At 56.6% G+C, this 23,425-nt stretch carries 21 protein-coding genes; 7 read left to right on the forward strand and 14 right to left on the reverse strand.

Annotated features, from left to right (window positions below; all coding sequences use genetic code 11):
• Positions 1-45 precede the first annotated feature (45 nt).
• Positions 46-471, forward strand: coding sequence for an acyl-CoA thioester hydrolase YciA (gene yciA / locus C1N62_RS09070; protein ID WP_137763332.1), 426 nt, complete (start codon positions 46-48; stop codon positions 469-471).
• Between the two features lie 55 nt (positions 472-526).
• On the opposite strand, the gene C1N62_RS09075 is transcribed toward yciA, so the two are convergent.
• The gene (locus C1N62_RS09075) at positions 527-1,273 is read right to left on the reverse strand and encodes an energy transducer TonB (protein ID WP_137763333.1); all 747 of its coding nucleotides are present in this window, start codon (positions 1,271-1,273) and stop codon (positions 527-529) included.
• A gap of 200 nt (positions 1,274-1,473) precedes the next feature.
• Between C1N62_RS09075 and C1N62_RS09080 the strand changes: the two genes are divergently transcribed.
• A complete protein-coding gene (locus C1N62_RS09080) occupies positions 1,474-1,770 on the forward strand; it encodes a YciI family protein (protein WP_137763334.1) in 297 nt (98 codons plus the stop codon).
• A gap of 43 nt (positions 1,771-1,813) precedes the next feature.
• On the opposite strand, the gene C1N62_RS09085 is transcribed toward C1N62_RS09080, so the two are convergent.
• The gene (locus C1N62_RS09085; RefSeq protein ID WP_137763335.1) at positions 1,814-1,987 is read right to left on the reverse strand and encodes a YciY family protein; all 174 of its coding nucleotides are present in this window, start codon (positions 1,985-1,987) and stop codon (positions 1,814-1,816) included.
• 262 nt (positions 1,988-2,249) lie between these two features.
• Here C1N62_RS09085 and cls point away from each other — a divergent pair, with 262 nt between their 5' ends.
• A complete protein-coding gene (gene cls / locus C1N62_RS09090) occupies positions 2,250-3,710 on the forward strand; it encodes a cardiolipin synthase (RefSeq protein ID WP_137763336.1) in 1,461 nt (486 codons plus the stop codon).
• A gap of 111 nt (positions 3,711-3,821) precedes the next feature.
• On the forward strand, positions 3,822-4,145 hold the full coding sequence (locus C1N62_RS09095) for an HI1450 family dsDNA-mimic protein (protein ID WP_137763337.1): 324 nt from the start codon (positions 3,822-3,824) through the stop codon (positions 4,143-4,145).
• Between the two features lie 284 nt (positions 4,146-4,429).
• Here C1N62_RS09095 and oppF read toward each other — a convergent pair whose 3' ends face one another.
• From oppF to C1N62_RS09130, 7 genes are all read right to left on the reverse strand, one after another.
• Positions 4,430-5,431, reverse strand: a complete 1,002-nt coding sequence (gene oppF / locus C1N62_RS09100) for a murein tripeptide/oligopeptide ABC transporter ATP binding protein OppF (RefSeq protein ID WP_137763338.1) — start codon at positions 5,429-5,431, stop codon at positions 4,430-4,432.
• On the reverse strand, positions 5,428-6,447 hold the full coding sequence (locus C1N62_RS09105) for an ABC transporter ATP-binding protein (RefSeq protein ID WP_137763339.1): 1,020 nt from the start codon (positions 6,445-6,447) through the stop codon (positions 5,428-5,430). Before C1N62_RS09105 ends, oppF begins: the two co-directional genes overlap by 4 nt.
• Positions 6,448-6,457: 10 nt before the next feature.
• The gene (gene oppC, locus C1N62_RS09110) at positions 6,458-7,366 is read right to left on the reverse strand and encodes an oligopeptide ABC transporter permease OppC (RefSeq protein ID WP_137763340.1); all 909 of its coding nucleotides are present in this window, start codon (positions 7,364-7,366) and stop codon (positions 6,458-6,460) included.
• Positions 7,367-7,381: 15 nt separating this feature from the next.
• Entirely contained in the window at positions 7,382-8,302 is a 921-nt protein-coding gene (gene oppB, locus C1N62_RS09115) for an oligopeptide ABC transporter permease OppB (protein WP_137763341.1), read from the reverse strand.
• 101 nt (positions 8,303-8,403) lie between these two features.
• Complete coding sequence (gene oppA, locus C1N62_RS09120; protein WP_137763342.1) at positions 8,404-10,050, reverse strand: oligopeptide ABC transporter substrate-binding protein OppA; 1,647 nt, start codon at positions 10,048-10,050, stop codon at positions 8,404-8,406.
• Between the two features lie 172 nt (positions 10,051-10,222).
• Positions 10,223-11,818, reverse strand: a complete 1,596-nt coding sequence (locus C1N62_RS09125) for an ABC transporter substrate-binding protein (RefSeq protein ID WP_137763343.1) — start codon at positions 11,816-11,818, stop codon at positions 10,223-10,225.
• A gap of 691 nt (positions 11,819-12,509) precedes the next feature.
• On the reverse strand, positions 12,510-13,154 hold the full coding sequence (locus C1N62_RS09130; RefSeq protein WP_137763344.1) for a YchE family NAAT transporter: 645 nt from the start codon (positions 13,152-13,154) through the stop codon (positions 12,510-12,512).
• 521 nt (positions 13,155-13,675) lie between these two features.
• Here C1N62_RS09130 and adhE point away from each other — a divergent pair.
• Entirely contained in the window at positions 13,676-16,357 is a 2,682-nt protein-coding gene (adhE, locus tag C1N62_RS09135) for a bifunctional acetaldehyde-CoA/alcohol dehydrogenase (protein WP_137763345.1), read from the forward strand.
• A 77-nt stretch (positions 16,358-16,434) separates the two neighbouring features.
• Here the strand turns inward: adhE and C1N62_RS09140 are convergent, their stop codons facing one another.
• Positions 16,435-17,037, reverse strand: coding sequence for a thymidine kinase (locus C1N62_RS09140; RefSeq protein WP_137763346.1), 603 nt, complete (start codon positions 17,035-17,037; stop codon positions 16,435-16,437).
• Between the two features lie 418 nt (positions 17,038-17,455).
• Between C1N62_RS09140 and hns the strand changes: the two genes are divergently transcribed.
• Positions 17,456-17,866 (forward strand): histone-like nucleoid-structuring protein H-NS, encoded by a 411-nt coding sequence (gene hns / locus C1N62_RS09145; protein ID WP_137763347.1) that lies wholly within the window; start codon positions 17,456-17,458, stop codon positions 17,864-17,866.
• Between the two features lie 127 nt (positions 17,867-17,993).
• Here the strand turns inward: hns and C1N62_RS09150 are convergent, their stop codons facing one another.
• The 4 genes from C1N62_RS09150 to rssB form a co-directional block, all read right to left on the reverse strand.
• Positions 17,994-18,998, reverse strand: coding sequence for an NAD-dependent epimerase (locus C1N62_RS09150; RefSeq protein WP_137763348.1), 1,005 nt, complete (start codon positions 18,996-18,998; stop codon positions 17,994-17,996).
• A 9-nt stretch (positions 18,999-19,007) separates the two neighbouring features.
• Entirely contained in the window at positions 19,008-20,351 is a 1,344-nt protein-coding gene (locus C1N62_RS09155; RefSeq protein WP_137763349.1) for a UDP-glucose/GDP-mannose dehydrogenase family protein, read from the reverse strand.
• 39 nt (positions 20,352-20,390) lie between these two features.
• On the reverse strand, positions 20,391-21,326 hold the full coding sequence (gene galU / locus C1N62_RS09160; protein ID WP_137763350.1) for a UTP--glucose-1-phosphate uridylyltransferase GalU: 936 nt from the start codon (positions 21,324-21,326) through the stop codon (positions 20,391-20,393).
• A gap of 211 nt (positions 21,327-21,537) precedes the next feature.
• Complete coding sequence (gene rssB, locus C1N62_RS09165) at positions 21,538-22,551, reverse strand: two-component system response regulator RssB (RefSeq protein WP_137763351.1); 1,014 nt, start codon at positions 22,549-22,551, stop codon at positions 21,538-21,540.
• 351 nt (positions 22,552-22,902) lie between these two features.
• Here rssB and C1N62_RS09170 point away from each other — a divergent pair, with 351 nt between their 5' ends.
• Complete coding sequence (locus C1N62_RS09170) at positions 22,903-23,367, forward strand: YchJ family protein (protein ID WP_137763352.1); 465 nt, start codon at positions 22,903-22,905, stop codon at positions 23,365-23,367.
• Positions 23,368-23,425: the final 58 nt, after the last annotated feature.

Consider the following 23,425-nt stretch of genomic DNA (forward strand, 5'->3'; position numbering starts at 1 on the left):
TCCCGGCTGCGGCCGGGACATTCTTTTTTATTGTGAAGCAAGAGCATGAGTGAAAAACAGAGTTTACCCAACGGCGAGCTGGTGCTGCGTACGCTGGCGATGCCAGCGGATACCAATGCCAATGGCGATATCTTTGGCGGCTGGCTGATGGCGCAGATGGATATGGGCGGCGCAATTCAGGCCAAGGAGATTGCCGAGGGCCGCGTGGTGACCGTGCGGGTGGATGGCATGACCTTCCTGAAGCCAGTCGCGGTGGGCGACGTGGTGTGCTGCTACGCGCGCTGCGTGCGCACCGGCCGTAGCTCGATGACCATCCACGTCGAGGTGTGGGTGAAGAAGGTCTCGTCCGAGCCGCTCGGCCAGCGCTACCGCGCGACGGAGGCGGTGTTCACCTATGTGGCGGTGGACGATCAGGGCAAGTCACGCGCCCTGCCCGCCGGGAAAGGCAACTTCAGTCTGGACGAAGAGTAACTCCCCTCGCAAACAAAAAAGCCACGGCACAGGCCGTGGCTTTTTTTATGGCGGTTTACTGGATGCTGCTGCCACCATTGATCTTGAACACAATGGTTACCACCAGATCTTTGCCGGCCTTGTCATAGCGCCATTTGCGCATCGCCTGCTTCACCTCACGCTCAAACATGTTGCGCGGCTCAGCGGAGAGCACCCGCACATTGCTGACGCTGCCATCGCCTTCAACGTCAAACTGCACCTTAACACGCCCCTCGAGGCGCAGGGCAAAGGCGCGCTGCGGATAGAGCGGCTGGCTGCGCTGCAACGGGCGCGGCCCCTGCGATACCGTCGGCTGGGCCGCCGCGGCTGGCGCTGGCTGGGAGGTGGTCGCGGTTTTTTCCGTCTGCTCAAAGGGCGACGGCGCAGGCTCCACCTCACGTTTCACCGGCTTCGCCACCTCTTTCGGCCTCGGCTTCGGTTTGGGTTTCTCTACCTTCTTCTCCACCGGCTTGGGCTTAGGCTTCTCAATGGTGATGGCCTTGGGCGGCGGTGGCGGCTCGGGTTCCGGCTCAGGCTGCACCTCCGGCTCCGGCGGCGTCGGCTCTGGCTCGGCCTGCGGCGGCGCTTCTACCGGCTTGGGCGGCGCGAAATCGGCCGGGTTGACCATGGTGACGCTGATCGGCGTCTCCTGTTGGGGCGGCAGGGTGATCTCCCGGTTGAATGAGGCATAGAGCAAACCGCCCACTACCGCGGCGTGCAGCCCGACAGAGAGCACGACTGGCAGTGAGATCCTGCGATGAAATGTGAAGGTTGTTAGCGGCATAATGTTTCTTTTTCCTCTGGAGCCGCAAGTTTAAATGCAAATAGCAATCATATTCAATAAGCTTGAGGCAACTCTCTCGCTTTGATTGATCTGAAAACGGCAGGCGGCCATTTTTTCAGCAATCCACCCCCCCTTTCCGTCAGCCCACCGAATCGGCTATGGTAGAGGCCCATTCAGCCCACTGATATAAAAGGTGAAGTATGCTCTATCTGTTCTACTGTGAAGATTACCCCGATACCCTGGCGAAACGTCAGGCGGAGCGCCCGGCGCACCTGGCCCGTTTGCAGGCGCTGCATGACGCGGGGCGTCTGGTGGTGGCTGGCCCACACCCGGCCATCGACAGCAATGAGCCGGGCGACGCCGGGTTCAGCGGCTCGACCATCATTGCGGAGTTTGATTCACTGGCCGAGGCGCAAGCCTGGGCAGATGCCGAGCCATACCTGGCGGCAGGCATCTATCGCTCCGTGGTGGTGAAACCCTTCCGCCGCACCTTCTGAGCGGCCAATAGCAAAACAGTCCCGTCAGGGACTGTTTTGGCATTTACCATTGGTACACCGCGTTGAGCGCCAGGCGCCGCAGTTGATGATGGTTGACCTGGCGGATGCGGTAGATGTGCCGGTAACGGCGTGATTGGGCTTCCAGCCAGCGGCTACGGCGACGCTGTTGTTGACGGTGCATGCGCCAGCGGGCAACTTCATTTCTGCTGCGTTTCATGGAAAAGACTCTCAAACTTTGGGTGGCACGGGCATTATAGGCATTTCAATGTGTGATCCAAGTCTAAAAAGTGCCGCTGTTCACGGTTAAATCCTCTGCGTTAACAAGGCTATTCCCTGCCAGCCCGCGCCTGCCCTGACGCTCACGCCGTCGGCGCTTTCAGGTCTGATCAGTGGATGGATTAAGTACGACAAAAGGTTTCCCCTTTTCTTAACTCTGCGTAAACTCACTGAAATGGTTTGCGAACAGGAATGTCGCGCGTATGACAACATTTTACACCGTGATCAGTTGGCTAATGGTCTTCGGCTATTGGCTGCTGATCGCCGGGATCACCCTGCGTATCCTGATGAAACGCCGGGCCGTCCCTTCTGCCATGGCCTGGCTGTTGATTATCTATATCTTGCCGCTGGTGGGCATTGTCGCCTATCTCTCGTTTGGTGAACTGCACTTGGGGAAGCGTCGCGCCGAGCGGGCCAAGGCGATGTGGCCCGCCACCGCGCGCTGGCTGAATGAGCTAAAACACTCCAAGGATATTTTTGCCAGCGAAAACAGCGAGGTCGCCCTGCCGCTGTTCCAGCTCTGCGAACGCCGTCAGGGGGTGCCGGGCGTCAAGGGCAACCAGCTCCAGTTGCTGACCACCTGCGATGACACCCTGAAGGCGCTGATCCGTGACATTGAACTGGCGCGCCACAACATTGAGATGGTGTTCTACATCTGGCAGCCGGGCGGGCTGGTGGATCAGGTGGCGGAGTCACTGATGGCGGCGGCGCGGCGCGGCATCCACTGCCGGTTGATGCTCGACTCCGCGGGCAGTTTGCCGTTCTTCCGCAGCCCCTACCCGGCCATGATGCGCAACGCTGGCATTGAGGTGGTCGAGGCGCTGAAGGTAAACCTGTTCCGCGTCTTCCTGCGCCGGATGGATTTGCGCCAGCACCGCAAGGTGGTGCTGATTGATAACTACGTGGCCTACACCGGCAGCATGAACATGGTCGATCCGCGCTACTTCAAACAGGATGCTGGCGTCGGCCAGTGGGTGGATCTGATGGCGCGCATGGAGGGGCCGGTGGCGACCACCATGGGCATCGTCTACTCCTGCGACTGGGAGATTGAGACCGGCAAGCGCATCCTGCCGCCGGAGCCGGAAAGCTCGGTGATGCCCTTTGAACAGGAGAGCGGCCATACCATCCAGGTGATCGCCTCTGGCCCCGGCTTCCCGGAGGAGATGATTCATCAGGCGTTGCTGACGGCCGCCTACTCCGCCCGCGAGCAGCTGATCATGACCACCCCCTACTTCGTGCCAAGCGATGACCTGCTGCACGCCATCTGTACCGCGGCGCAGCGCGGGGTGAAGGTCAGCATCATCATGCCACGCAAGAATGATTCGATGCTGGTGGATTGGGCCAGTCGCGCCTTCTTCAATGAGCTATTGGAGGCCGGGGTCAACATCTACCAGTTTGAGGGCGGCCTGCTGCACACCAAGAGCGTGCTGGTGGATGGGCAATTGAGTCTGGTGGGCACCGTCAACCTCGATATGCGCAGCCTGTGGCTGAATTTCGAGATCACGCTGGTGATTGATGATGATGGGTTTGGCGCCGATTTGGCGCGGGTGCAAGAGGACTATATCGCCCGCTCCACGCTGCTCAACGCAAAAAAGTGGCTCAATCGGCCATTCTGGCACCGGATCGTTGAGCGGCTATTTTACTTTTTCAGCCCGCTGCTGTAAAAAGCGAACCACGCCCTCAGGCCGCACCATTATGGAATTGCGGCCTGGCAGTAAAGCGCGCCACGGCGCATGCTATGCTGACTGCATACCCCCTTGCTAACAGGATTGTATATGGATCTGAATAATCGCCTGACTGAAGATGAGACGCTTGAGCAGGCTTACGACATTTTTCTCGAACTGGCCGGCGACAACCTGGATCCTGCGGATATCCTGCTGTTTAACCTGCAATTTGAGGAACGCGGTGGCGCGGAGCTGTATGACCCGTCCGAGGATTGGCACGAGCATGTTGATTATGACCTCAACCCAGACTTCTTCGCTGAGGTGGTAATTGGCCTGGCGGAAGCCGATGGGGAACCAATCAATGACGTGTTTGCCCGCGTCTTAATCTGCCGCGAAAAAGATCACAAGCTTTGTCACATTCTGTGGAAAGAGTGATCTCCTGCTCCGCATGCCTGCATGCGGAGAGTCCTTGCGACTCTCAACCATACCCTCTTGCCTGACATTTGGCGGTGTGCCGCCGGTTGCTTATCTCTTTCATTTATCTCCTCTGCCCTCGTTATTCCTTTTCCCCTTTACTAAGCCTTCATCTCTCTGCTAACGAATATGCTGACGATGTTGGGCTTTAAAAGTATGTTGTAACTATATGCGAATTTTTTAGCCGCTGTCGCTCTTCCGGCGGATAGAAAAAAACACCGCGCCGGAGCGCGGTGTCAGGGGGATTACAGCGGATCGACTTTCAGGCAGGAGACCGCGTGGCGGAAACTGCCCTCCAATAGCGGGCGGGTCTGGGCGCACTCTGGCCCGGCAATCGGGCAGCGGGTGCGGAACACGCAGCCTGACGGCGGGTTAATGGGCGACGGCAGATCGCCCTCCAGCAGCTGGATCGTCTTCTCCTTCTCCTTGTCCGGGTCAGGAATGGGCACCGCTGACATCAGGGCGCGGGTATAGGGGTGCTGCGGGTTGTGGTACACCTCATCGTAGGTGCCCAGCTCCACCGCATGGCCCAGATACATCACCAGCACCCGGTCAGAGATATGCTTCACCACCGCCAAATCGTGGGCGATAAAGATCAGCGACAGCCCCATCTCACGTTGCAACTGCTGCAACAGGTTCACCACCTGCGCCTGAATCGAGACGTCCAGCGCCGAGACCGGTTCGTCACAGATCACCAGCTTCGGCTCCAGAATCAGCGCGCGGGCGATGCCGATGCGCTGGCACTGGCCACCGGAGAACTCATGCGGATAGCGGTTGATCAGGTTTGGCAGCAGCCCGACCTTCATCATCATCGCCTTCACCCGCTCCTTGATCTCCTGACGCGGCATTTTCGGATGGTAGGTGCGCAACGGCTCGGCAATGATCTCACCGATGGTCATGCGCGGGTTGAGCGAGGCCAGCGGGTCCTGGAAGATCATCTGGATGTCGCTGCGCGTTTCACGCCACTGGGCATCACTCATATTGAGCAGGTCTTTGCCCAGCCAGGCCACGCGCCCGCTGGTCGCCTTCACCAGCCCAATGATGGCGCGGGCAAAGGTGGATTTGCCACAGCCTGACTCACCGACCACCCCAAGGGTTTCGCCCTCATACAGGCGCAGCGTGACGCCATCGACAGCCTTCAGCCGTTTTGGCGGCTGCCAGAACCACTGTTTGCCATCTTTGATGTCGAAGTGGACTTTCAGGTCGGCCACTTCGAGTAACACTTTTTTCTCTGCGGTGCTGTTCATACCAACTCCTCCAGCGGCTTATAGCAGGCGCGCAAGCGGCCGTGGCCAAAGTGTTCCAACGGCGGCGGGTTGGCGCAGATCTCCATTGCATAGGGGCAACGCGGCTGGAACGGGCACCCTTTCGGCAAGCGCAGCAGGTTCGGCGGGTTGCCGGGAATGGTCATCAACGCCTCCCCTTCCGCATCCAGACGCGGCACCGCGTTCAGCAGGCCGATGGAGTATGGGTGGGTCGGCTGGTAGAACACCTCGCGCGCGCTGCCATACTCCATGGTGCGGCCAGCGTACATCACCAGCACCTTGTCACAGATGCCCGCCACCACGCCCAGATCGTGGGTAATCATGATGATGGCGGTATTGAACTCACGCTTCAGCTCATTGAGCAGCGTCATGATTTGCGCCTGCACCGTCACATCCAGTGCGGTGGTCGGCTCATCGGCAATCAGCAGTTTGGGCTGGCAGAGCAGCGCCATCGCGATCATCACCCGCTGGCGCATACCGCCGGAGAACTCATGCGGGTACATGTTCATGCGCTTGCGCGCCTCGGGCATCTTCACCGCGTCAAGCATCCGCACTGAGGCCTCAAATGCCTCACTGCGGCCCATCTTTTTGTGCAGCTGCAACACTTCCATTAGCTGCGCGCCCACCCGCATATAGGGGTTGAGGGAGGTCATCGGATCCTGGAAGATCATGGAGATCTCCTCGGCCCGCAGCTTGTTCAGCTGGGCTTCCGGCAGGTTGAGGATTTCACGGCCATTCAGGGTGGCCGAGCCGCCCACGCGGCCATTGCCCGCCAGCAGCCCCATTAGCGCAAAGGCGGTCTGGGATTTGCCGGAGCCGGACTCGCCGACGATGCCCAGCGTCTCACCGGCACGCAGCTCGAAGTTGAGATCGTTGACGGCAGTAACAGCACCGTCCGGGGTCGTGAAGGTCACGCGCAGGTCGCGCACGCTCAACAGGCTGCCAGTTTCCGCTGGCGCGGCACGGTGCAGGGGGGTAACGCTATCTAAGGTGCTCATGGCGCACTCCTTAACGATCTTTCGGGTCGAGGGCATCACGCAGGCCATCGCCGATAAAGTTAAAACAGAACAGAGTGACAACCAGGAAACCTGCCGGGAACAGCAGCAACCAGGGTGAAACTTCCATTGAGTTCGCGCCGTCGCTCAACAGCGCGCCCCAACTGCTCAACGGCTCCTGCGTGCCCAGCCCAAGGAAGCTCAGGAAGGACTCAAACAGGATCATGCTTGGCACCAGCAGCGAGGCGTAGACCACCACCACCCCCAGCACGTTCGGCACGATATGGCGCAGAACGATGCTGCGGGTCGAGACCCCGCACACCAGCGCCGCCTCAATGAACTCCTTGCGCTTCAGGCTGAGGGTCTGGCCGCGCACGATACGCGCCATGTCCAGCCACGAGACCATGCCGATGGCCACGAAGATCAGTAGGATGTTCTGGCCAAAGAAGGTCACCAGCAGGATGACGAAAAACATGAACGGGAAGGAGTTGAGGATCTCCAGCAGGCGCATCATCGCCGAGTCGGTTTTGCCGCCGAGGTAGCCCGACAGCGAGCCATACAGGGTGCCGACCACCACCGCCACCAGCGCCGCCGCCACCCCCACCATCAGGGAGATGCGGCCGCCAATCGCCACCCGCACCAGCAGGTCGCGGCCAGAGGAGTCGGTGCCGAAGTAGTGGCCGGACGCCATGTCCGGCGCGGCGGACATCATGTTCCAGTCGGTATCTTCATAGGTAAACTGCGCCAGCATCGGCGCCAACGTCACGAACAGGGCAATTAGGCACAGCACCACCAGACTGGTGACGGCCGCGCGGTTGTGCATAAAGCGGCGGCGGGCATCCTGCCACAGGCTGCGCCCCTCGACATCCAGCTTCTCGCTGAACTGCTCCAGAGCCTCGCTGTTTCTTTTACTGACAATCATACAGGTGCTCCAGCATCAATAACGGATTTTGGGATCGATCACGGCATAGAGCACGTCAACGATCGCGTTGAACAGGATGGTCAGGCCGCCGACCAGAATGGTCAGGCTCAGCACCAGCGAGTAGTCACGGTTCAGGGCACCGTTGACAAATAGCTGGCCAATGCCCGGCAGGCCATAGATGGTCTCGATTACCATTGAACCGGTGATGATGCCGACAAACGCTGGCCCCATATAGGAGATCACCGGCAGCATCGCGGGCTTCAGCGCATGGCGCAAGATGATGCGGCGCAGCGGCAACCCCTTGGCCCGTGCGGTGCGGATGAAGTTGGAGTGCAGCACCTCAATCATCGAGCCACGGGTGATGCGTGCAATGCTGGCAATGTAGGCCAGCGAGAGCGCCACCATCGGCAGGATGACGAACTTGGGCGCGCCGCCGTTCCAGCCACCGCCCGGCAGCCACTTCAGCGTGATGGCGAAGACCAGCACCAGCAGCGGCGCGACCACAAAGCTCGGGATCACCACCCCGGTCATCGCGAAGCCCATCACCGTATAATCCCACTTGGTGTTCTGGTTGAGCGCGGCAATCACGCCGGCACTTACGCCCAGCACCATCGCCATCAGGAAGGCGGCCAGCCCCAGCTTGGCCGAGACCGGGAAGGAGGCGGCGACCAGATCGTTGACCGTATAGTCCTTATATTTGAACGACGGGCCAAAATCCCCTTTCGCCAGCTGCTCCAGGTAGTTGAAATATTGTTTGTACATCGGATCATTGAGGTGGTATTTCGCCTCAATGTTTGCCATGACCTCGGGCGGAAGATTACGCTCGCCGGTAAAAGGGCTGCCAGGCGCAAGACGCATCATAAAGAACGAGATGGTAATCAGGATAAACAGCGTCGGAATGGCTTCCAGACAGCGGCGGAAAATAAACTTTAACATTGCCCGTACCTCGAAGCCGCAAATGCGGCTCTATCACAACAGCTCACAGTGTCTTTTCATTATCGTGGCAGGCAGGGGGCTTCCCCCCTGCCCTGATGGCATCAGTGCTTGATAATGTAGAGATCTTTGGAATAGACCGAGTCCTGCGGATCCTTGCCGGTGTAACCCCCGACGTAAGGTTTCACCAGACGCGCGTTCACGTAGTAGTAGGCCGGTACAATCGCCGAGTCCTTGTCCAGTTGCGCTTCGGCTTTTTGGTAGAGATCGGCACGCTCGCTGTCGGTTTTCACCGTCACGGTATCGGCGATCAGCTTGTCAAAGGCCGGACTCTTGTAGTGGGCGGTGTTGTTGCTGCTGTCTGAGAGCATGGTGTTCAGGAACGAGGTCGGTTCGTTGTAGTCCGAGCACCAGCCGGCGCGCGCCACGTCAAAGGTGCCCTGATGGCGGGTATCCAGGAAGGTTTTCCACTCCTGGTTCTCCAGCTTCACGTTCACGCCCAGGTTTTTCTTCCAGATGGAGGCCACGGCAATCGCCAGCTTCTTGTGCAGGTCAGAGGTGTTGTAGAGCAGGTCGAAGGTCAGCGGCTTGCCGGGGCCATAGCCCGCTTCGGTCAGCAATTTTTTCGCCTCTTCGTTACGCTTCTCCTGCGTCCAGCCGAACCACTCCGGCGCGGTCAGCTTGCCCTCTGCGCCATCGGTGTACGGCGGGGTAAAGCCATAGGCCGGCAGGTCGCCCTGATTTTTCACCTTGTTGACGATGATGTCACGATCGAGGCCCAGCTTGAGCGCGGTACGCACACGCACGTCGTTGAATGGGGCCTTCTGGTTGTTGATCTCGTAGTAGTAGGTGCAGAGGTAGGGGTCAACGTGCACCTCTTGCGGGATCTCTTTTTTCAGCTTCTGGAACAGCTCAATCGGCATGTTGTTGTAGGTCATGTCGATCTCGCCGCTGCGGTAGCGGTTGACGTCGGTCACTTCCGAGGAGATCGGCAGGTAGGTCACCTGATTAAGGGTAGTGTGGGCGTTGTCCCAGTACTGCGGGTTGCGCTCCAGCACGATGCGCTCATTGACCGTCCAGTTTTTCAGCTTATAGGCGCCGTTGCTGACGTAGTTCTGCGGCTGCGTCCACTTCTCGCCAAACTGTTCAACCACCTTCTTGTTGACCGGCTTCATGGAGGTGTGCGCCAACATCTTCACCAGATAGGGCACTGGCTCTGTCAGGGTCACTTGCAGGGTGTGGTCATCCAGCGCCTTCACGCCCAAGGTGTCCGGGCTTTTTTTGCCGGTGATGATGTCATCAATGTTCTCGAAGTGGCCATATTGCAGGTAGCTCTCATAGGGCGAGGCGGTCTGCGGATCGGCCAGACGCTGCCAGCTGAAGACGAAGTCGCTGGCGGTCACCGGGTCGCCGTTTGACCATTTGGCGTCTTTGCGCAGGTGGAATGTCCAGACCTTAAAGTCTTGGTTATCCCAGCTCTCAGCCACGCCCGGCAGGATGCTGCCATCTTTTGGCGAGGTGTTGACCAGCCCTTCCAGCAGGTCGCGAATGACGTTGGACTCCGGCACCCCTTCCACTTTATGTGGGTCAAGGGATTGCACTTCCGAGCCGTTGTTGCGCACCAGCTCCTGTTTGTCTGCCAACTGGACGCCCGCCGGAACGTCGGCTGCGACGGCGGCACCGGCCGTCAGGAGGCCGGAAGCCATCATGATGGCCGCAGCCAGGCGTGTTTTTTTCGTGATGTTGGTCATGCTGTTTTGAACTCCCATTTTTATTATGAACTCACCGCTGAACGGCAAGATTGTTCCGCGAACGGAGTGTTGCGGCCCCCCTGCCGGAACGACGGCAGAACGGCGGATCTTTGTGCACCCTCACCTCTCTATAGCAGGTAATTCTGCTGATAAATGGGGCTGCCTCACATTGTCAGGGTTTGGTGCGGTAGTAGTTTTTCAGGTCAGTCAGATCCTGCGGATCCTGGCCGGTAAAGCCGCCCACCGTGGGTTTTACCAGCCGCGCACTGACGCGGTAATAGACCGGGATCAGCGCCGAATCCTGATCCAGCTGGGCCTCGGCCTGCTGGTAAAGAGCGCGGCGCGCGGCCTCATCTGGGGCGGCCAGCGTCTGCGCCATCAGGTGGTCAAAGGCCGCGCTGCGATAAAACAGGGTGTTGTTGCTGCTGGTCGAGACCGCCATGTTGAGGAAAGAGGACGGCTCATTGTAGTCGGCGCACCAGGTGGCGCGGGCAATGTCAAAGTTGCCCTGACGGCGCGTCTCCAGCATGGTTTTCCACTCCTGATTTTGCAGCGTAACCTGCGCGCCCAAATTTTTCGTCCACATGGAGGCGGCGGCGATCGCCTGCTGCTTGTTCTGGTCGGAAGTGTTGTAGAGCAGCGCGATTTTCAACGGATGGGTTGCATTGAAGCCTGCCTGCGCCAGCAGCTTGCGCCCCTCGGCGTAGCGCTGCTGCGGGCTCCAGCCAGCCCAGTCCGGGGCGGCAAAGTCCGCGCCGGCGGTATAGGGAGGCGTCAGGCCATAGGCCGGGATCTGCCCCTGCCCCATGATTTTGTCAGTGATGATCTGCCGGTCCAGTCCCAGCTTCAGCGCTGTCCTGACCCGCACATCATTCAGCGGCGGGCGCTGGTTGTTCAGCTCATAGTAGAAGGTGCAGAGCAGCGGGTTGATGTGCAGCTGGTCGCCCAACTCCCGCTTTACCATGGGGAACAGCGTCGGTGGGATGGCACTGTTGGTGATGTCCGTATCGCCACTGCGATAGCGGTTAATGTCGCTCACTTCCGAGGAGATGGGCAGGAAGGTGGCCTGCTCAATCACCGTGTGGGCGTTGTCCCAATAGGTGGGGCTGCGCGCCAGATCAATGCGCTCGTTGACCACCCACCCCTTCAGACGGTAGGCGCCGTTGCCGACATAGTGTTCCGGCTGCGTCCAGCGGTCGCCAAATTTCTCCACCACCGACTGCTTGACGGGCTTCAGCGCAGTATTGGCCAGCAGCGTAACAAAATAGGGAACGGGTTCTGTCAGCGTGACCTGAAGGGTATGGTCATCCAGTGCCTTGACGCCCAGGGTATCAGGCGTTTTTTTGCCCGCCAAAATGTCATCAATATTGGCAACCTTGCCAAATTGCAGGTAGCTGGCATAGGGCGAGGCGGTTTTTGGATCAACCAGACGCTGCCAACTGTAGACAAAATCCTTGGCGGTGACCGGGGAACCATCACTCCATTGGCTATTTTGACGAAGATGGAACGTCCAGACCCGGTAACCGTTATTTTCCCAACTTTCTGCTACGCCGGGACGGAGTGCACCCTTGGCATCCGTCTCAACCAGCCCTTCCAGAAGGTTCAAGATAATATTAGATTCCGGGACACCCTCAATTTTATGCGGGTCCAGGGAGGAGACTTCAGAGCCGTTGTTAATCACGATGCTCTGCTTTTCTGCCAAGGCGGCACTGGCAGGAACGTCGGCGGCAAACAGGCTTTGTGCGGTGAAACAGCTGGACAATGCCATGAAACATGCGAAACGTGCGGGTGTCACCTTTAATGATCCTACTGCCACTCTCCCCTCCCCATTGCATTCATCTACAGATAAGTAAGCATTAACAAGCAATTTCCAAGCCTGCTTTTCGGCATGGCCGACTGAGTTCCCGCGACAGGGCGGCTTTGGAAATTAGCAGAAGCAAAAAACGGGTGCCAATATATTTTACGGAAATGTTAAGCATTTCTCTTTTATAAGCCTTCCACCTTGGAAGAAACAGGCTTGCTTCACGTGACTCAATAAAATTGGCAGTAATATCAGCCAGTTAATTGATTCACAATTTACATTGGCCCTGAAAAGTGGCGCTGTAACAAATTATTCAAAAACAAAGCGTTAACTTATGTCGCCGTCAAAGAATAAATCGCTATGCGGCTGCTGTTTAACACTAATAACATCTTGTCACACGTCCGACAAGTCCTTCAGAAAGATGTGATTAAATTAACATCATAGGTAAGTAGCGGGGAGAGATGGGGCAAGAGTAAAGCGGGGAAAATGTTTGAAAACAGTGAAGTGAACCGTTTTAGCACAACGACATCAATTTTATGCCACATTTTAGTGCAACTGCCGTTTAACACTGCGGATGTTGCACCAAATAATAGCATTTAATCTGGCGCGAATTATCTGATGCGCCCCACCGGGCGCATCAAAAAGAGAGGGAACTAGATTACAGCAGGCCGGGGAAAATGGTTTTGATACCGTTCACAATAAATTCAATGCCCAACGCCATCAGCAGCAGCCCCATGATGCGGGTAACGACGTTGATGCCAGTCTGGCCCAGCAGCCTGACCACCAGCGGCGCGGCGCGGAACAGTAGCCAGCAGCAGAAGGAGAAGAGCGCGATCGCCAGTGTCAGCCCCAGCAAATTTTGCCAGCTGTGGTAGCGCGAGCTCCAGACGATGGTGGAGCTGATGGCACCCGGCCCGGCCATCAGCGGCAGGGCCAGAGGCACCACGCCAACGCTTTCACGAATGGCGCTCTCGGACTTCTCCTGCTTGTTCTGCTTATCTTCCCCCAGCTTGCCGCTGATCATCGACATAGCGATGGTGACCACCAGAATGCCACCCGCGATGCGGAACGAGTCAATCGAAATGCCGAACAGCCGCAAAATGGCGTCACCCAAAAACAGGGAGGTGCAGAGGATAATGGCCACGGAGAGATTGGCGGTCAGGTTAGTTCTGTCTCTGCCTGCGGCAGCCTGATAGCTGGTCATGCTGATAAATACCGGCAGGATGCCAATGGGGTTGACCAAGGCAAAAAGGCCGATAAAAAATTTAATGTATCCTGAGAAATCTAACAGTGTCTGGCTCATGCAGAACTCCGCTAACAGGGCCATAGGGATGAAGTTTTGGAAGGCGCTAATGTAATAGAATCACCACCGGTAATCCATCAACTTCCCTAGCATTTAATATTGATATTAACCTACATCAAGAAATAATTAACCAAGTTTTGGTGCCTATATATTTTTACAGTTGCTTCGCGATTAAAAATAAAAGCCTGCTCTTATGTTTGAGAAAATTTATCGTTTAATTGCGCGCTGAAAGGTGTCAGCTTGGAGTTTTTTTGATCTAAATCAAAAAGAGCCACCCTGCAGGGGCGTAAAATCTTCACATACCCAACAACGGCAGGCCACTCGCTCTTGTCACACCAGGTTGCCACAGGCGCCGGCCCACTACACAGCAGCACTCTGACAAGCTCTTTCAGTAAATAAGCAATATTGCAGCTCCCCGATGGAACGGGATCCCAGGCCCAGCTGGCCAGGGTCGTGAGAACTATACTTGCTGCGCTGACAGCTCATTTACTAAAAGAGTTTAACCTTATCAGGAGAGCATTATGGCTGTAACCAATGTCGCTGAATTGAACGCGCTCGTCGCCCGTGTCAAAGAAGCCCAGCGCGAGTATGCCAACTTTACTCAAGAGCAAGTCGACAAAATCTTCCGTGCCGCTGCCCTCGCGGCCGCTGATGCCCGCATCCCCCTGGCGAAGATGGCCGTTGCTGAGTCCGGCATGGGTATTGTGGAAGACAAAGTCATCAAAAACCACTTTGCCTCTGAATATATCTACAATGCTTACAAAGATGAAAAAACCTGTGGCGTTCTGTCAGAAGATGACACTTTCGGCACCATCACCATCGCAGAACCCATTGGCCTGATTTGTGGGATTGTCCCCACCACCAACCCCACCTCCACCGCTATCTTTAAGGCGCTGATTAGCCTGAAAACCCGTAACGGCATCATCTTCTCTCCACACCCACGCGCCAAAAACGCCACCAACAAAGCAGCCGACATCGTGCTGCAAGCGGCCATTGCGGCTGGCGCGCCGAAAGACATCATTGGCTGGATTGACGAACCGTCTGTTGAGCTCTCCAACCAGCTGATGCACCACCCTGACCTGAACCTGATTCTGGCGACCGGTGGCCCGGGCATGGTGAAGGCCGCCTACAGCTCGGGTAAACCGGCTATCGGCGTGGGTGCCGGTAACACGCCAGTCGTTGTGGATGAGAGCGCTGACATCAAACGTGTGGTGGCCTCCATCCTGATGTCCAAGACCTTCGATAACGGCGTTATCTGCGCCTCCGAACAGTCAGTGATTGTGGTTGACGCCGTTTATGAAGCGGTGCGTGAGCGCTTTGCCACCCACGGCGGCTACCTGCTGCGCGGCCAGGAGCTGAAGGCAGTGCAGGAGATTATCCTGAAAAATGGCGGCCTGAACGCGGCCATCGTTGGCCAGCCGGCGGCTAAAATCGCCGAAATGGCTGGCATCAAAGTGCCAGCGTCTACCAAAGTGCTGATTGGCGAAGTCTCTCTGGTGGATGAGTCTGAACCGTTCGCCCATGAGAAGCTCTCCCCGACGCTGGCGATGTACCGGGCCAGCAACTTTGAAGACGCAGTCGTCAAAGCGGAGAAACTGGTGGCGATGGGCGGCATCGGCCACACTTCCTGCCTCTACACCGACCAGGACAACCAGCCAGAGCGCGTGAAGTACTTCGGCGACAAGATGAAGACCGCGCGTATCCTGATCAACACCCCGGCCTCCCAAGGGGGGATTGGTGACCTGTACAACTTCAAGCTGGCGCCTTCCCTGACACTGGGCTGCGGCTCTTGGGGCGGTAACTCCATCTCTGAAAACGTGGGTCCGAAACACCTGATCAACAAGAAAACGGTCGCGAAACGGGCAGAAAACATGCTGTGGCACAAACTTCCGAAATCCATCTATTTCCGTCGCGGCTCACTGCCGATTGCCCTGGAAGAAGTGGCGACCGATGGTGCCAAACGCGCCTTCATCGTGACTGACCGTTTCCTGTTCAACAACGGCTATGCCGACCAGGTGACCAGCGTACTGAAAGGCCACGGCATTGAGACTGAAGTCTTCTTTGAAGTGGAAGCTGACCCGACCCTGAGCATCGTGCGCAAGGGCGCAGAGCTGATGAACTCGTTCAAACCGGACGTCATCATCGCGCTGGGCGGCGGTTCACCGATGGATGCGGCGAAGATCATGTGGGTGATGTATGAACACCCGGAAACCCACTTCGAGGAGCTGGCGCTGCGCTTTATGGACATCCGTAAACGCATCTATAAATTCCCGAAAATGGGCGTGAAGGCGAAGATGGTTGCCATCACCACCACCTCTGGCACCGGTTCTGAAGTGACGCCGTTCGCCGTGGTGACGGATGATGCCACCGGCCAGAAATATCCGCTGGCGGACTATGCCCTGACCCCGGATATGGCGATTGTGGATGCCAACCTGGTGATGAACATGCCGAAATCCCTGTGCGCCTTTGGCGGCCTGGATGCGGTCACCCACGCGCTGGAAGCCTACGTTTCCGTGCTGGCGAACGAGTACTCAGACGGCCAGGCGCTGCAAGCGCTGAAACTGCTGAAAGAGAACCTGCCGCAGAGCTACCGTGATGGCGCGAAAAACCCGGTTGCCCGTGAGCGTGTGCACAACGCCGCCACCATCGCCGGTATCGCGTTTGCCAACGCCTTCCTTGGGGTGTGTCACTCCATCGCCCACAAACTGGGTTCAGAGTTCCACATTCCGCACGGTCTGGCGAACGCCATGCTGATCGCCAACGTCATTCGCTACAACGCCAATGACAACCCGACCAAGCAAACTGCGTTCAGCCAGTATGACCGTCCGCAGGCACGCCGTCGCTACGCAGAGATCGCTGACCATCTCGGCCTGAGCGCACCGGGCGACCGTACCGCGCAGAAGATTGAGAAGCTGCTTAACTGGCTGGATGAGATGAAGACCGAGCTGGGCATCCCAACCTCCATCCGTGAGGCGGGCGTGCAGGAAGCGGACTTCCTGGCGAAAGTGGATAAACTCTCTGAAGATGCCTTTGATGACCAGTGTACCGGTGCCAACCCGCGTTATCCGCTGATCTCTGAGCTGAAACAGATTCTGCTGGATACCTACTACGGCCGTAAATTTACCGAAGAGGAGCACGGCGAAGAGGCAAAAGAGCCAGTGCTGGCCTCCGCAGGTAAAGCGGACAAGAAAGCCAAGAAATAAGCGTCAGCCTTGCGAGGCGCAACGCTAATAAAAAACCCGCCCTATGGGCGGGTTTTTTATTGCTGCTAAAAAATTTACTACAGCGCGTCCTGAGACGGCTCGGCGCTGGCCAGCGCATCCTTATAGTGTCTACGGCACACTGACACGTAACGCTCATTGCCGCCAATCACCACCTGCTCGCCCGCCTGCATGGGTCGGCCATTCTGGTCGAGGCGTAATACCCGGTTGGCTTTGCGGCCACAGTGGCAGATGGTTTTTAACTCCACCAGCTTATCCGCCCAGGCCAGCAAATATTGGCTACCGATGAAGAGTTCACCCAAGAAATCAGTACGCAAGCCATAACACAATACCGGAATATCCAGGTCATCAACCACATCACACAATTGGTTAACCTGCTCTTTGGTAAGAAATTGGCTCTCATCCAGTAACACGCAATGTACGGGCTGCTGCACATGCTCCTGGTTAATCATCGCCAATAGATTGGTCTCTGCATTATAGAGTTGCGCTTGCGAAGATAGCCCAATACGTGAACTGACTTTGCCGACGCCAAAGCGTTGGTCAATTTCAGCAGTGAATACCAATGTCCGCATCCCTCGCTCCTGATAGTTATAGGAGGATTGCAGCAACGCCGTCGATTTACCGGCATTCATTGCGGAATAATAGAAATAGAGTTGAGCCATACGCCCTTGCGCTCCCTAACTGGCTTAGCAAAAAAATTGCCGCGAGTGTAGCACAGCCTCCCTAAGAGATCAGTGGCGATCGCCATAGCCCCTGTGGTGGCAGTAGCGTGAAGTAAATTACCGCAGGCCCGCCCCTTTACACTTTTCTTACAGAATAGCGCCACGGCCCTGATGTGGCTGGCGATAAATGCCGTGAAATATATTTTGTTATAGTAAGCCATTTAGCGGTTGCCGATTCCTGACAGGCTTTCTGCACTCTTTTGCTGCGCAATTCCCCGATGTTTACAGGCTCTTTTTTATAAAAATTTAATAATTTCACGAGTAAGATTACCAGAAGTAACTATTGCCAGTTGCAGAAGTTAAGCCCGCCCTCTATTATTACGCCGAATACCCCATATCATAATTAGAGAGTAGGACAATGAGTGAATCCTTAAAAATTTTAAACAACATCCGTACTCTGCGGGCGCAGGCAAGAGAGTGTTCTCTTGAAACGCTGGAAGAGATGCTGGAAAAACTGGATGTTGTTGTTACCGAACGCCGGGAAGAAGAACAACATGCAGCTGCGGAAAATGAAGAACGTTCCCGCAAATTGCAGCAATACCGCGAAATGTTAATTGCCGACGGTATTGATCCGAATGAGCTGATGCAAACCATGGCGGCATTGAAGCCTGCTGCGGGTAAAACCAAGCGTGCAGCCCGTCCGGCTAAATATCAGTATCAGGATGAGAACGGTGAAATGCGCACCTGGACCGGCCAGGGCCGTACTCCAGCGGTGATTAAAAAGGCAATGGATGAAGAAGGCAAATCATTGGATGATTTCCTGCTATAACGTTTTTTCTCCCTCTATTTAAAATACTCCCGCCTGGGAGTATTTTTTTATACATTTTATTTACAAAATCCAAACAAATAAGGGATAAAAAAAGAGCGCCGAAGCGCCCTCTTTTGTTTGCCGATTGTTATTGCTGGTAAAATTCCCGATACCACGCAACAAACCGGTTAATTCCCTCGTTAACGCTGGTCTGCGGTTTGAAGCCAATTGCCTCATAGAGCGCCTGCGTATCCGCGCTGGTTTCCAGCACGTCACCCGGCTGCATCGGCAACAGGTTCTTCCTCGCCTCCATCCCCAGCGCCGCTTCCAACGCCTCGATATACTCCATCAGCTTCACGGGTTGGCTGTTGCCGATGTTGTAGACGCGATAAGGGGCAGAACTGGTCGCTGCCGACCCCTGCTCTACCGTCCAATTCGCATCTGGCTGGGGGATCACATCCTGCAACCGCACAATCGCTTCCGCGATGTCATCGATGTAGGTGAAGTCACGGCGCATCTGGCCGTGGTTATAGACGTCGATCGCCTCGCCGGCCAGCATGGCACGGGTAAACTTGAACAACGCCATATCCGGGCGGCCCCACGGGCCATACACGGTGAAGAAGCGCAGGCCGGTGGTGGGCAAGCCATAGAGATGCGAATAAGTATGGGACATCAGCTCATTCGCTTTCTTGGTGGCTGCATAGAGGGAGACCGGATGATCGACAGAATCATCGGTCGAGAAAGGCATTTTCTGGTTCAGGCCGTAGACCGAACTGGAGGAGGCGTAGAGCAGATGCTCAACCTTATGGTGTCGGCACCCTTCCAGAATATTCAGGTGCCCCACCAAATTGGCCTCGGCATAGGCATGGGGGTTCTCCAGCGAGTAGCGCACCCCTGCCTGCGCAGCCAGGTGAATCACCCGCTGGAAGCGATGGGTAGCGAACAGATCCGCCATGCCCTGCCGATCGGCCAGGTCGCACTTAATAAACGTGAAACCTGGCTGCTCCAGTCTGGCCAGGCGCGCCAGCTTTAAATTGACGTCATAATAATCATTCAAATTATCGATCCCGACCACCTGATGGCCGGCGGCGAGCAACCGCTCGCTGACGTGATAACCAATAAAACCGGCGGCGCCTGTTACCAGAAATTTCATACCTACCTCTTAATCATGCACTTGCACCGAGGCGCCACGGCCGATGCCGTAGTAGGTGAAACCACGCTTGGCCAGACGCTCCGGATCGTAAAGGTTACGCCCATCAAAGATGATCGGCTGCTTCAGCGACGCCTTGATCACATCAAAGTCAGGGGCGCGGAAGTTTTTCCATTCGGTACAAATTACCAGTGCATCAGCGCCTTGCAAAGCAGCTTCTTTGGTGCCCATCAATTTCAGTGCGTCAGTGTGGCCATAGATGCGCTGGGTTTCGTCCATCGCTTCCGGGTCGAACGCCTGAATTTTTGCGCCAGCGGCCCACAGGGTTTCCATCAGCACACGGCTGGAGGCTTCACGCATGTCATCCGTGTTCGGCTTGAAGGAGAGGCCCCACAGCGCGAAGGTTTTGCCTTCCAGGTTCTCGCCAAACTCACGTTTGATGAACTGGGTCAGCTTGTATTTCTGCTGGTAGTTGACCTGCTCTACCGCCTGCAGCAGTTTCGGCTGGTAGCCAATCTGCTCGGAGGTGCGGATCAGCGCCTGCACATCTTTCGGGAAGCAGGAGCCACCGTAGCCGCAGCCCGGATAGATGAAGTGATAGCCAATACGGGAGTCAGAACCGATGCCCTGACGCACTTTCTCGATGTCCGCGCCCAGGATCTCCGCCAGGTTGGCGATTTCGTTCATGAAGCTGATTTTGGTCGCCAGCATACAGTTAGCGGCATATTTGGTCAGCTCGGCACTGCGCACATCCATCATGATCATGCGATCGTGATTGCGGTTGAACGGCTCGTACAGCTCGCGGATCGGCTCAATGACGTCCGGGTTGTCAGTACCGATAACGATACGTTCCGGGCGCATACAGTCTGCCACCGCCGCGCCCTCTTTGAGGAACTCCGGGTTGGAGACCACGTCAAAGGCATACTCTTCGCCACGCTGGCGCAGGGTTTCTGCCATGACGGCACGCACTTTGTCCGCGGTGCCGACCGGCACGGTAGACTTGTCGATCACCACTTTGCGATCGGTCATGTGCTGGGCGATGGTACGGGCCACGGCAGTAACGTACTTCAGGTCAGCGGAGCCATCTTCGTCCGGCGGGGTGCCGACGGCGATGAACTGCATGATGCCATGCGCCACGCCTTGGGCGGCGTCAGTGGTAAAGGTCAGGCGGCCCGCTTCATAGTTCTGTTGAACCAGCGGGGTCAGGCCCGGCTCATAAATGGGGATAATGCCCTTTTTCAGGTTCTCGACCTTGCGCTCATCCACATCCACACACAGGACATCGTGACCAACTTCAGCTAGGACGGCGGCTTGCACCAGGCCGACATAACCAATACCAAAAACTGTTACTTTCATAGGAAAATCCTAGTTTTTAAAATTGAAAAAAAAGAGGTGTCAGGCGTGCTTGGCGGCCTGGGCTTCGTCCTGCTTGACGAACTCGGCTACCCACTCACTGAATGCTTTGCCCAAACCCTGGTGGCGCATGCCGTACTCGACGAACGCCTGCATGTAGCCCAGTTTGTTGCCACAGTCGTGGCTCACGCCCTGCAGGTGGAACGCTTCAACCGTCTCTTTGTCCATCAGCGTGGCGATGGCATCAGTCAGTTGAATTTCGTCCCCTGCGCCGGGTTGGGTCTTGGCCAGCAGCGGCCAGATTTCGGCGGAGAGCACATAACGGCCCACGACCGCCAGGTTGGAAGGCGCGGCATCCACGGCCGGTTTCTCGACCATGCCGACCATCGCGACGCTCTCACCGGCCGCCAGCGGCTGGCCCTGGCAGTCCGCCACGCCATAGCTGGAGACCTCTTGTTCCGGCACCGGCTCAACCAGAATCTGGCTGTGGCCGCTCTCATCAAAGCGGGCCAGCATGGCGGCCAGGTTCTCTTTGCGCAGGTCAGCGCTGTACTCGTCCAGGATCACGTCCGGCAGCACCACGGCCACCGGCTCATCACCCACCAGCGGCTGGGCGCACAGGATAGCGTGGCCCAGGCCCTTCGCTTCGCCCTGGCGAATCTGCATGATGGTGACATGTTTCGGACAGATGGCCTGAACCTCTTCCAGCAGCTGGCGCTTGACGCGTTTTTCCAGCATCGCTTCCAGCTCAAAGCTGGTATCGAAATGGTTCTCAATGGAGTTTTTAGAGGAGTGGGTCACCAGGATGATCTCCTGGATGCCTGCGGCGATGCACTCATTGACCACATACTGGATCAGCGGTTTGTCTACCAGCGGCAACATCTCTTTAGGAATCGCTTTTGTAGCAGGCAGCATTCGCGTCCCAAGCCCCGCCACAGGTATCACAGCCTTTTTTACTTTTCTATTTGGTGCAGACATTGACTATCTCTCTCTTGCCTCGTTCATTTAATGAACATTAGCGGGTTCACCCTAAATTAGCGGATTTGAGTATACCACCTTCATTCGGGCGCGCTTATTTCATCGTGAGGTTTGAGAAAAATTAAGAAAATTACCTAATAAGGGGGATCCGCATTATATTGAATAGGGTTAATTAATGAATAAAACCGGATGAAAAACCGCTGACCCCAGATTAATCTGAAGTCAGCATCAGGCGCAGACGCCCGCCCGCGCCCCATACCTGGCACTGCCAGGCGGTACAACGCTGGGAAATTTGGTTCGAGTAGGTTGCGCCCAGTGTACCGAGTGGTACGCCATTACTGAGCTGAATCTGATTTTCACCCGTATTGACCGTGGCATGCAGACCTGCGGAGACTAATATTAAATTTTTATGTTCCGCATGATAATAACCCAGCAGCAGCGGGAATTGCCCCTCCAGGTGTGCCTGTTTTAATAGCTGATTCACCTGTTTTAAAATAGTGGACATTTGCGGCAAGCGCTGGCGTTGATTGGTTAAATGGTCACGCAGCAACCCGTTGAATATGGCACGCAGCAATAATGCCGCCAATACCCCATTCTCCCCCGCACGAGTGACATCCAGACAATAGAATGCCAGATCGTTGGGCGAGAGCGCGGCAATATCCAGCACCAGCCCCGGGTGCTCCGCCATCGTCAGCTGGCGGTAGTTGATGCGGCAACGCGCCAACACCTGCTGCACCGGCGGCTGCAACTGTTTGAGCAGCTTGGCCGCTTGGGTTGGATCCTGGCACAGGGCCGACCAATCCTGAATTAGGTCGTTTCCCTCCATCGCCTGCGAGGTGAACATGTTGGGATAGAGCAACGCCAGCAACGCCTCGCGCAGCCGGTTGAGGTCGGTAAGCGGTTTCAGCAACACATCTTCCACACCCAGACGCAACACTCTGGCGACATCGCTCATGTTGTCCGTCGCGGAGATCACCAGTACCGGGATCTTGTTGCCTTGCAGGCGCAGGTTCTCAACAAACTCGATGCCATCCATCTCAGGCATGGCCAAATCGCACAGGATCAGGTCAGGGACAATCTCCTCTACCGCAGATAATGCTTCCAGTCCATTCTCCGCCTCACTGGTGGTGGCCCCCAGTGTTTTTAGGTAGCCGACAAGCACTGAGCGAAAAACGGCTTCGTCTTCCACTATCAAGATATGTTTGCTTGTTAACGGTTTATCCATCTGGCCCCCTCACTGACTCCTCTCTAATAGTGGCCTAAAAAACGGTTTTTTTCCTGTCGGATGTAAAACCGGTGCACCAAACTGGTGAACCTGCCCCCGTCATCCGGGCGCGTTAGCCCCGGTAAACAGGTGACGCAAAGGTTAACCGGCGCACCATTGACCACAATATATCGCTCGCGATCGTACCCAATGTTCCTGCCAAGGTAAACGCTTGCATACATCTGCCAGCAGACAAAAGCGCACAGCCCCCCTCTCCCGCATTGTCAGCCGGCAAGATTGTTAGGTAACATAGTCTCCCTGCCAGATTCAAGTGCGCTGATGCACCAACCAGTTGTTAAATCAGGAGTCATTGTGTCCGAGACCTGCCCTTGCGGAAGCGGTTCAGCTTACGCCCTGTGCTGCCAGCCCTACCATACGGGCGCCAAGCCAGCCCCGACCCCGGTGGCCCTGATGCGCTCACGCTATACTGCCTATGTGCTGGGCGATGTGGAGTATCTGCTGGCCAGTTGGCACCCGGCGTGCCAGGCGCAACAGTGGCGCGACAGTCTGGTGCAGAGCGCGGCAGAGACGTGCTGGCTGGGGCTGCATATCCTGGAGGAGGCGCCCGGCGCGCAGCCTGACGAGGGGTATGTGGAGTTCGCCGCCCGTTTCAGCGACGGCCCGGCAGCCCCGGTACAGCTGCTGCATGAGCGTTCACGCTTTCTTCGTGTAAATGAACGCTGGTACTATAGGGACGGAGTCCACCTGCAGAGCGGCCGTAATGACGCCTGCCCTTGCGGGTCGGGCAAAAAATATAAAAAGTGTTGCGGACGATAATCCAGAACATTCCGATCGTTCAGCAGCGCTCACAACATCGCAAACGCAACAGGATTAA

The sequence above is a fragment of the Nissabacter sp. SGAir0207 genome (assembly GCF_005491205.1).
Lineage (GTDB): Bacteria > Pseudomonadota > Gammaproteobacteria > Enterobacterales > Enterobacteriaceae > Chimaeribacter.

Coding starts and splice junctions, on each gene's coding strand:
- yciA (WP_137763332.1), top strand. CDS start 46: ATGAGTGAAAAACAGAGTTTACCCAACGGCGAGCTGGTGCTGCGTACG.
- C1N62_RS09075 (WP_137763333.1), bottom strand. CDS start 1,273: ATGCCGCTAACAACCTTCACATTTCATCGCAGGATCTCACTGCCAGTC.
- C1N62_RS09080 (WP_137763334.1), top strand. CDS start 1,474: ATGCTCTATCTGTTCTACTGTGAAGATTACCCCGATACCCTGGCGAAA.
- C1N62_RS09085 (WP_137763335.1), bottom strand. CDS start 1,987: ATGAAACGCAGCAGAAATGAAGTTGCCCGCTGGCGCATGCACCGTCAA.
- cls (WP_137763336.1), top strand. CDS start 2,250: ATGACAACATTTTACACCGTGATCAGTTGGCTAATGGTCTTCGGCTAT.
- C1N62_RS09095 (WP_137763337.1), top strand. CDS start 3,822: ATGGATCTGAATAATCGCCTGACTGAAGATGAGACGCTTGAGCAGGCT.
- oppF (WP_137763338.1), bottom strand. CDS start 5,431: ATGAACAGCACCGCAGAGAAAAAAGTGTTACTCGAAGTGGCCGACCTG.
- C1N62_RS09105 (WP_137763339.1), bottom strand. CDS start 6,447: ATGAGCACCTTAGATAGCGTTACCCCCCTGCACCGTGCCGCGCCAGCG.
- oppC (WP_137763340.1), bottom strand. CDS start 7,366: ATGATTGTCAGTAAAAGAAACAGCGAGGCTCTGGAGCAGTTCAGCGAG.
- oppB (WP_137763341.1), bottom strand. CDS start 8,302: ATGTTAAAGTTTATTTTCCGCCGCTGTCTGGAAGCCATTCCGACGCTG.
- oppA (WP_137763342.1), bottom strand. CDS start 10,050: ATGACCAACATCACGAAAAAAACACGCCTGGCTGCGGCCATCATGATG.
- C1N62_RS09125 (WP_137763343.1), bottom strand. CDS start 11,818: ATGGCATTGTCCAGCTGTTTCACCGCACAAAGCCTGTTTGCCGCCGAC.
- C1N62_RS09130 (WP_137763344.1), bottom strand. CDS start 13,154: ATGAGCCAGACACTGTTAGATTTCTCAGGATACATTAAATTTTTTATC.
- adhE (WP_137763345.1), top strand. CDS start 13,676: ATGGCTGTAACCAATGTCGCTGAATTGAACGCGCTCGTCGCCCGTGTC.
- C1N62_RS09140 (WP_137763346.1), bottom strand. CDS start 17,037: ATGGCTCAACTCTATTTCTATTATTCCGCAATGAATGCCGGTAAATCG.
- hns (WP_137763347.1), top strand. CDS start 17,456: ATGAGTGAATCCTTAAAAATTTTAAACAACATCCGTACTCTGCGGGCG.
- C1N62_RS09150 (WP_137763348.1), bottom strand. CDS start 18,998: ATGAAATTTCTGGTAACAGGCGCCGCCGGTTTTATTGGTTATCACGTC.
- C1N62_RS09155 (WP_137763349.1), bottom strand. CDS start 20,351: ATGAAAGTAACAGTTTTTGGTATTGGTTATGTCGGCCTGGTGCAAGCC.
- galU (WP_137763350.1), bottom strand. CDS start 21,326: ATGTCTGCACCAAATAGAAAAGTAAAAAAGGCTGTGATACCTGTGGCG.
- rssB (WP_137763351.1), bottom strand. CDS start 22,551: ATGGATAAACCGTTAACAAGCAAACATATCTTGATAGTGGAAGACGAA.